The organism is Kitasatospora sp. NPDC004669 (genome assembly GCF_040609455.1).
In the GTDB taxonomy this organism is placed as follows: Bacteria; Actinomycetota; Actinomycetes; order Streptomycetales; family Streptomycetaceae; genus Kitasatospora.
In genome coordinates this window covers 223088-229734 of record NZ_JBEXKB010000005.1, presented here as the reverse complement: position 1 = coordinate 229734, position 6647 = coordinate 223088, and the positions used below count along the sequence as shown (strand labels likewise).

Annotated in this window: 6 protein-coding genes; 4 read left to right on the top strand and 2 right to left on the bottom strand. The window is 69.7% G+C overall.

Annotation, left to right across the window (positions count from 1 at the left end; all coding sequences use genetic code 11):
* Positions 1–355 precede the first annotated feature (355 nt).
* Both ABZW30_RS07025 and ABZW30_RS07020 read right to left on the bottom strand, forming a co-directional pair.
* The gene (locus ABZW30_RS07025) at positions 356–964 is read right to left on the bottom strand and encodes a hypothetical protein (RefSeq protein ID WP_355669989.1); all 609 of its coding nucleotides are present in this window, start codon (positions 962–964) and stop codon (positions 356–358) included.
* 14 nt (positions 965–978) lie between these two features.
* Positions 979–2064 carry an NlpC/P60 family protein gene (locus ABZW30_RS07020; RefSeq protein ID WP_355669988.1) on the bottom strand — a complete coding sequence of 362 codons (1086 nt, stop codon included), beginning with the start codon at positions 2062–2064 and terminating at the stop codon, positions 979–981.
* A gap of 462 nt (positions 2065–2526) precedes the next feature.
* Here ABZW30_RS07020 and ABZW30_RS07015 point away from each other — a divergent pair, with 462 nt between their 5' ends.
* Genes ABZW30_RS07015 through ABZW30_RS07000 form a run of 4 tightly spaced genes read left to right on the top strand, consistent with a single transcriptional unit; the run spans position 2527 to position 6644 of the window.
* Entirely contained in the window at positions 2527–3417 is an 891-nt protein-coding gene (locus ABZW30_RS07015; protein ID WP_355669987.1) for a hypothetical protein, read from the top strand.
* Positions 3414–3770 (top strand): hypothetical protein, encoded by a 357-nt coding sequence (locus ABZW30_RS07010; protein ID WP_355669986.1) that lies wholly within the window; start codon positions 3414–3416, stop codon positions 3768–3770. Before ABZW30_RS07015 ends, ABZW30_RS07010 begins: the two co-directional genes overlap by 4 nt.
* The gene (locus ABZW30_RS07005) at positions 3770–4552 is read left to right on the top strand and encodes a hypothetical protein (protein ID WP_355669985.1); all 783 of its coding nucleotides are present in this window, start codon (positions 3770–3772) and stop codon (positions 4550–4552) included. Before ABZW30_RS07010 ends, ABZW30_RS07005 begins: the two co-directional genes overlap by 1 nt.
* Positions 4553–4595: 43 nt before the next feature.
* Positions 4596–6644, top strand: a complete 2049-nt coding sequence (locus ABZW30_RS07000; protein ID WP_355669984.1) for a hypothetical protein — start codon at positions 4596–4598, stop codon at positions 6642–6644.
* Positions 6645–6647: the final 3 nt, after the last annotated feature.

Sequence of the window (6647 nt, the reverse complement as noted above, 5' to 3'; positions counted from 1 at the left end):
GCATGGCCTGTAGGTCCATGGACTGACCATCACCCCAACGGCCATGGTCAGTCAGCTACTTGGCCGAATAGGTCGAGAATCATGACCGAGCCCTGCTCAAGGTGTCAGACATGAGGGGGCCTCCAGGCTCCGAAGAGAACGGACATGGGGTCCCCGGCCGGGGATGGGCAGCGTCGCTGCCCGGCCCGCGCAGTGCGCAGCCGCGTCGTTCGGGCCAGCTCCATGGAGGCTTGGTTGCGCGCCTGAAGTCAAGGACTCCACGATGGTCAAATCACCGAGGATTATGGGCATTTGCCATCGTGCAACTGAACCGCGGACTGTTCTTTGTCCGGTCGGCTGAGGCGGGATGGGGCCATCATTGGGTGTCAATGCAGTGCGCTTCGAGGTAGGCCTGCACTTCCTTGGTGGGTTTGGCCCCGGGCCCGGCAATGGCGGTGAGCATGGGCAGTATCTCGCGGGCGACTGCTGCGCGTTCGGCCGGATCCGGAATGTCCCGCCAGTCGGCCAGCGTGTGCTTGGCGCTGGCTCGGGCTCGGGGGTCGCTCACGCCTGAGGCGACGACGTGGAGGCCTGCCGTGTGGAGGTGCCAGCGGGCGGCCTCCGTGTGGTGTCCCTGGCGGCGGGCGATCAGGCCGCGCAGCTCGCGCACGCTGGCAATATTGGAGTCGGCGGGACCGAGTGCGGCGGTGACGTTCTGGTCGAACAGCCCGGCGTCCTGGGCCGCAAGCGCGAGTTCGGCATCGGTGCACGGGCGGTTGAGGCACGTGGCCAGCTCGGCGAAGCGGCGGGCGAAGTCGTCCGCCGACGAGTTGCCCGGCAGGCTCGCCCGGGCTGCCGCGAACACCGCCGGCTCCTCGTAGCCCAGGGCTTCCTCGTCGTCCGCCCAACCGCTCTCGTCCGCGACGGCCCAGAAGTCAGGCGTCACGGTGCCCCACGGGCGGGCCGGCTGGTCCTCGTGCAGCATCAATACCTCCTGGCTCACCACTGCACCACGCGTACAACATGGGTGATCCGTGTGATCGCCGATGTGCTGTTGCGCCAGCCGCTATAGGCGACCGTGCGGGTCTGGACGCCGGTTCGGGGCGCCTCGACGATCCAGCCATTGCCGACGTACATGGCGACGTGGCCGGGGGAGTCGTCGCTGCCGTCGACGCCGGCATTGAACACCAGATCGCCCGGTTTGACCTCGTCGATGCCCACCCTGGTGCCGATCTTGACCTGCTCGAACGTCGTCCGGGGGATGGTCACTCCGGCGTGTGCGTAGGCCTGCTGCATCAGGCTCGAGCAGTCGCAGCGGCCCTGAGTGTTGTTGCCGAGCGGATCGGTGCAGTCGCCGCCCCACTGGTACCAGCCTCCGCGCTGGGCGAGGGCCCAGGCCACGGCGGTCTTGACCTGCTGGGGGGTGTCGGCGGGCAGTTGGTAGTCCGGGGGAAGCTCGATGGGCACGGTGTCGTCGGCCTGGGTAAACCGGCGGACGTCCGCCATGATCTTTTTGACATAGTCGTACGTCTGGCCCTTCGCAAACGACGCCGGCGGCACCCCTCGGAACTCGTCGACCCTTCCCCAGCCAGCGTTGTAGCCGGCCAGCGCGAGCTCGACCGCGCTGCCGTTGTAGTCCGGGTGCTGCTTGGCGGTCTTGAGTAGGCTGCACATGAAGCGCCCCTGGGCCGCGATGGCATCTCTCGGCTCCCAGACGCTCCCGCCGTTGCCCCATGAAGCCCAGGTCTCCGGGGTGAACTGAGCAATCCCCTGTGCCTGGCCGCTGTTCGCACGGGGGTCGAACGCGGACTCAGCGTTGATCTGGGCGGCCAGTACGCCCGCGCTCAGCCCTTGGTCGCAGTTCGCGGCCGCGTCCTTGATGAACCCCGCGTACTGCTCCGGCACTCCGCCCGGGCCGACGCGCAGGGTGCCGGACGACACCACCGGCGCGACCCCGCCTCCGACAGTGGTGGTGCCCTTGTCGTCCTCAGCGATCGAGATGAACATGACCAGCCCGACCCCCAGCGCGAGCGGGCTCACCGCGACCGCCCCCACGACGGCCACCAGCCCAGCTTTGATGCGCACTCAGACCCCCCTCAGGTCAGAACTCTGCGCGGCGCGGCATGAATGCCCGCCAACAGCCCGGCCGCAAAGCCGGATTCGCCATTCTCACATTGCCGTGCGACACCCCTGTGGCGCGCATCACTGCTGGTGGGAACCCTGCCGCCCATAGGGGTCGTGCCAACTGGCGCATTCCGGCGTCAAACGAATGCACCCTCCCACTGCCCGGGCCGGATGTCACACATGTGATGGATGATCAGGGGATAATCCCCCGGGACATCTGTTCGTCGTCGATATTAGACTGCGCCCGACACGGACGGTGACGGGGGCATGACGGGACCGGCGACCCCCATCCAAGGGGGTGATCACCTGGGCTGTCATGAGTACACGTACTCATGACAGCCCAGGTGGCGGCTCGGGAACCTGGTCACTCGACACGGCGAAACTCGGGGGAACGGTGTGGCACGCAGAACTACTGTCCCGGCGGTGGAACTGCCCCTCCACAGCCGGCTCGTCGTCCCTGTCCTGGCCGCTACGGGCGGCAGCGGGCGGTCCACGGTGGCAGGACTGCTGGGCGCCGCGCTGGCCCGGGCCGCTCCCAGCGTGGTGCTGGACCTCGCCCCGCGCCTGGCCTCACCGTGGCCGGGCTGGACGCGGGAGGCCGGCGCCGGTCTGGCGTCGGTCCCGCCAGACCAGCCGCTGAGCCGCCGCCAGGTCCAGGCCGCGACAGCCCGTATCCCCGGCCTGGGCGGCTCGTCCCTGCAGGTCCTGACCGACCAGCGGGAGTGGAGCGCGCCGCCGCTGCGACTGCCTGACGCCCCGGCTGCCTGGTACCAGCTGGCCGCGATCGGCTGCTGGCAGGCGGTGGTTGCGGACACCTGCCACCCGATGGCGCACGACCTCGTGGCCTCCCGCGCCGCCGGGCGGTCCGGGCTGACCGCCGCCTGGTGCGCGCTGCCGGTGAGCGTGCCGGTGGTGTGCGCCGCCGCCACCGGCTCCGGGATGGCAGCCCTGCAGACCGCGCTGTCAGCGGCCGCCGCCGAGGGGCTGCCGCTGGAACGCATTGTGGTCGCCCTGGTGGCCACCGGGGACGGCCGCGCCCCGGCCCCGGTACGGGCAGGCGAAACGATGCTCGCGCCGCGGGTCGCGGCCGTCGTCCGCGTGCCCTACGACCCGGACCTGCGAGCACACGGCCTGCGCGACGCTTCCCGGCTCAGCACCCGTTCCGTACAGGCCGCCGAGCAGCTCGTCCAGGCCGTCGTCACCTCCGCCCGCGAAAGCTGGGGCGACCCGCTGCCAGCGGCCGCGCAACCTGCCCCGGCCGTCTCTCGAACCCCGTCCCACGTACACCCGACAGAGAAGGTGCTCCTGCCGTGAGCCAGATCCTGCACGTCGTCAACGCCCTGCTGGGCGACCCGCACACCCACATCCTCGCGCAAGACCCGCCGACGCCGAACCCGACGAACCCGATCCCGTCGTTCAAGCCCGAGCTTCCCGCGAACGTCACCAAGCCGACCAGCACGATCCTGGGCTGGGTGGCCGGCGGAGGCCTGGCGCTCGCCGTCCTCGGCGGACTGCTGGGCTGGGCCGCCGTCGCCATCGGCGAGAACAGCGAGCGGGGCGGCATGGCCGCGCGCGGCAAAAAGGCCATCATCATGAGTCTGATCGCGGGCATCGGCATCGCCTGCACCAGCGGGCTCGTGTTCGCCGCGTACTCCATGGCGGGCTGATGCTGGACCGACACGACCGCGCCGCCCGCGGGGCACGCCTGCGCCTGATCGCCATCGGGGTGGTGACCGCTGCCGCCGTCGCCGCCGGCAGCGTCGCGCTCGTCAACGGCCTGTCCGACGACGGCAAGAACACGACGCCGAACGCGGCCCCGGCCTCGACCGCCCCGGTGAGCCCGGGGCCGGTGTCGTCGCCGAGCCCGTCGGCGACCAGGACGCTGACCCCGAACACGGCCAAGCCTGCGCACCTGCCCAAGCCGACCGGACAGAAGGACGGCGCCTCGATCGGGTTCCCGCGCTACGGCTACGGGCCGATGGCTGCCGCGGTCTACCACCTGGACGAGCTGTCGATGCTGGACGACGACATGGTCCGTCGTCAGCTCACCGTCATCACGGCCAAGGGTAGCGAGGACTCCATCGACAAGGCCGTCAGCGAGGTACGCAAGCTCCGCGAACAGGTGGGCCTGCCGCCGTCCGGCGGCACCCCGGCCGGGCTGACGATCACCACGAACGTGGACGCCGCACAGGCCTGGGCACTCAACGACGACGGCTCCGTGATCACCGTGTGGATGCACTACAGCCGCACCGCCACGCTGCCCAAGGGCGGCCCGGACGACAACCCGCTCAAGGACCAGCTGGCCAACATGATCCTGCAGTGGGAAGACGGCGACTGGAAGATCACCGCGGATCCCAAGTGGGTGGCCAAGAAGGGCGATCCGATGCCCTACAACCCCGACTCGCCGGTGTCTGCGAAGGACGGATGGCTGGTGGTGATCCGTGACTAACCGCCAACTCCTCCGCCTGCTCACCGTCCTGCTCGCCGCGCTGATGTCGTTCGGGGTGGCGGCTGTCCCGGCCGCGGTGGGCGACACCCCGACCAGCGAAGAAAAGGCTCACGCCCCCAACGGTCCGCCGGACAAACCCGATCCGGAGTGGCTCAAGCAGTGGAACGACCGCTCCGAGGGCAACTTGGGCAAAGACACGAACGGCCACTGGTGCATGCTGCCCGAGGCCAACAACTGCACCTTTTACAAACAGCCCGAGACCCATGACAAGTGCGAGGAAACCCAGGAAAAGTGTGACGACCCGAAGGTCACTGAGGAACGCAAGAAGCGGGAACTCGCGGCGCTCGCGGAGTGGGAGAAGATCACAGACCACAGCGCGTACGGCTACCAGAAGATGGACGCCGCCCTCAAGAAGTGCATCGAGGGGGGCCAGCTCTTCAACGACTGCAAGCAGCTGAACGCCCAGCTGATGGTGCCGAACGGCGGGCCGGTGGACTGGGTCGAGGGCAAGATCAGCAAGATGGCCTCCGACGCGCTGAAGGAGGCCGCCGGCACCATCGGCGAGGGCGTGGTGTGGCTGTTGCAGAATTTCGCGGACAGCTTCAACGACGCCTCCACGATTGACCTCAGCAAGGTCGGCATCGACAAGGTCACCGGCATCATGACCGCGTTGTCGTTGCTGGTGGCCATGTTCCTCGCCCTCGTTCAGTTCGGGAAAGTGGCAGTGAGCCAGCAGGGCGCCCCGCTGGCGACGGTCCTCAAGGGCCTAGGCAAATACGCGTTGGTGCTGGGCGTCTACGCGGGCGCCGCACAGGTGGCCCTGGACTGGATCGACCAGGTGTCAATCTGGATCATCAACCTCTCGTTCAAGGGCGGCGGAGACGGGAAGGCGGATGCCGCGGCCGCGATGAAGACGCAGCTCGGCACGCTGTTCTCCGGGCTGGTGGCCAGCGGCGGGACCAGTACGGCTCTCATCTCCGGGGGCGGTGTGATGAGCCAGGCAATCGGCGTCATCATCGTGCTCGGCATCCTGTCGATCCTGGTGATCGGCGCGCTGTGGATCGAGATGTTCCTGCGGCAGGCCGGAATCATGGTCCTCATGGCGACCATGCCGATCGCCCTGGCCGGCCAGCTCAGCGACGAGACCCAGGAATGGTGGCCCAAGGCCCGGCGCGCGTTCACGGCCATCGCGTTCTCGAAACTGGCGATCGTGACGTGCTTCGCGATCGGCTTCAACTCCATGGGCGACTCCCAGGGCGTCAAGAACGTCATCGTCGGCCTGATCGTCTTCCTCCTTGCCGCGTTCGCCTGGCCGGTGCTGGCCCGCTTCCTGACGATGGTGGAAGCCGGCGGCGGCAACTCCGTGGCCGCAGGCATGGTCTCCTCGATCGGCTCCAGCGTCGGCGCGATGTTCGGCGGCTTCGCCGGCGGAAGCCTCGCCGCAGCCGGGGCCGGGGCCGTCGGCGGAGGGTCCGGCTACACCAAGGCCCTGGAGCAGGAAACCAGTCCGGCCGCACCCGACGGCGCCTCGGGCGAGATCACCCCGATCGGCGCGGGCGCCGGTAAGCGGTTCTGGAAGGGCGACCCGAACCGCTCCACCAAGTCGAAGCTGGGCGGGGCCATCGGGACAGGCCTGCAGCTCGCCGCTGCCGGTGCCAGCACGCTGGAAGGCGCGGCGGCCAACACGGCCGCGAACGCTGGCCTCGGCGCACCCGGGGGCGGCCACTCCACCGTGATCCCGCCCCGCACAGGCGGCTCCGCGCCGTCCGCCACTGGTTCGAACGGTGAGAGCGGCGACGCGGCCCCCGAGCAGCCGAGCCCAGTCGCGGGCTCGCCGGAGGCCGAGGTACCGGCACAAGCCGCGTCGAGCGGCCCGGTTCCCCACCCCGCTCCGGAGGCCGCCGCCGCGCAGGCGGCCGGCGGCCTGGTCCTCCCCGCCGTCCCCACCCAAGGGGCCGCCGCACCGCCGAGCGCCTCCGGCACCGACACCCCACCCTTTGGAACGCCCGTGTGGATGCCGGAACACGGCGCCCTGCCGTGGCGGGCTCCGCAGAGCCCCGCTCCGCAGCCGCCGACACCCGAGGGGAGCTGACCC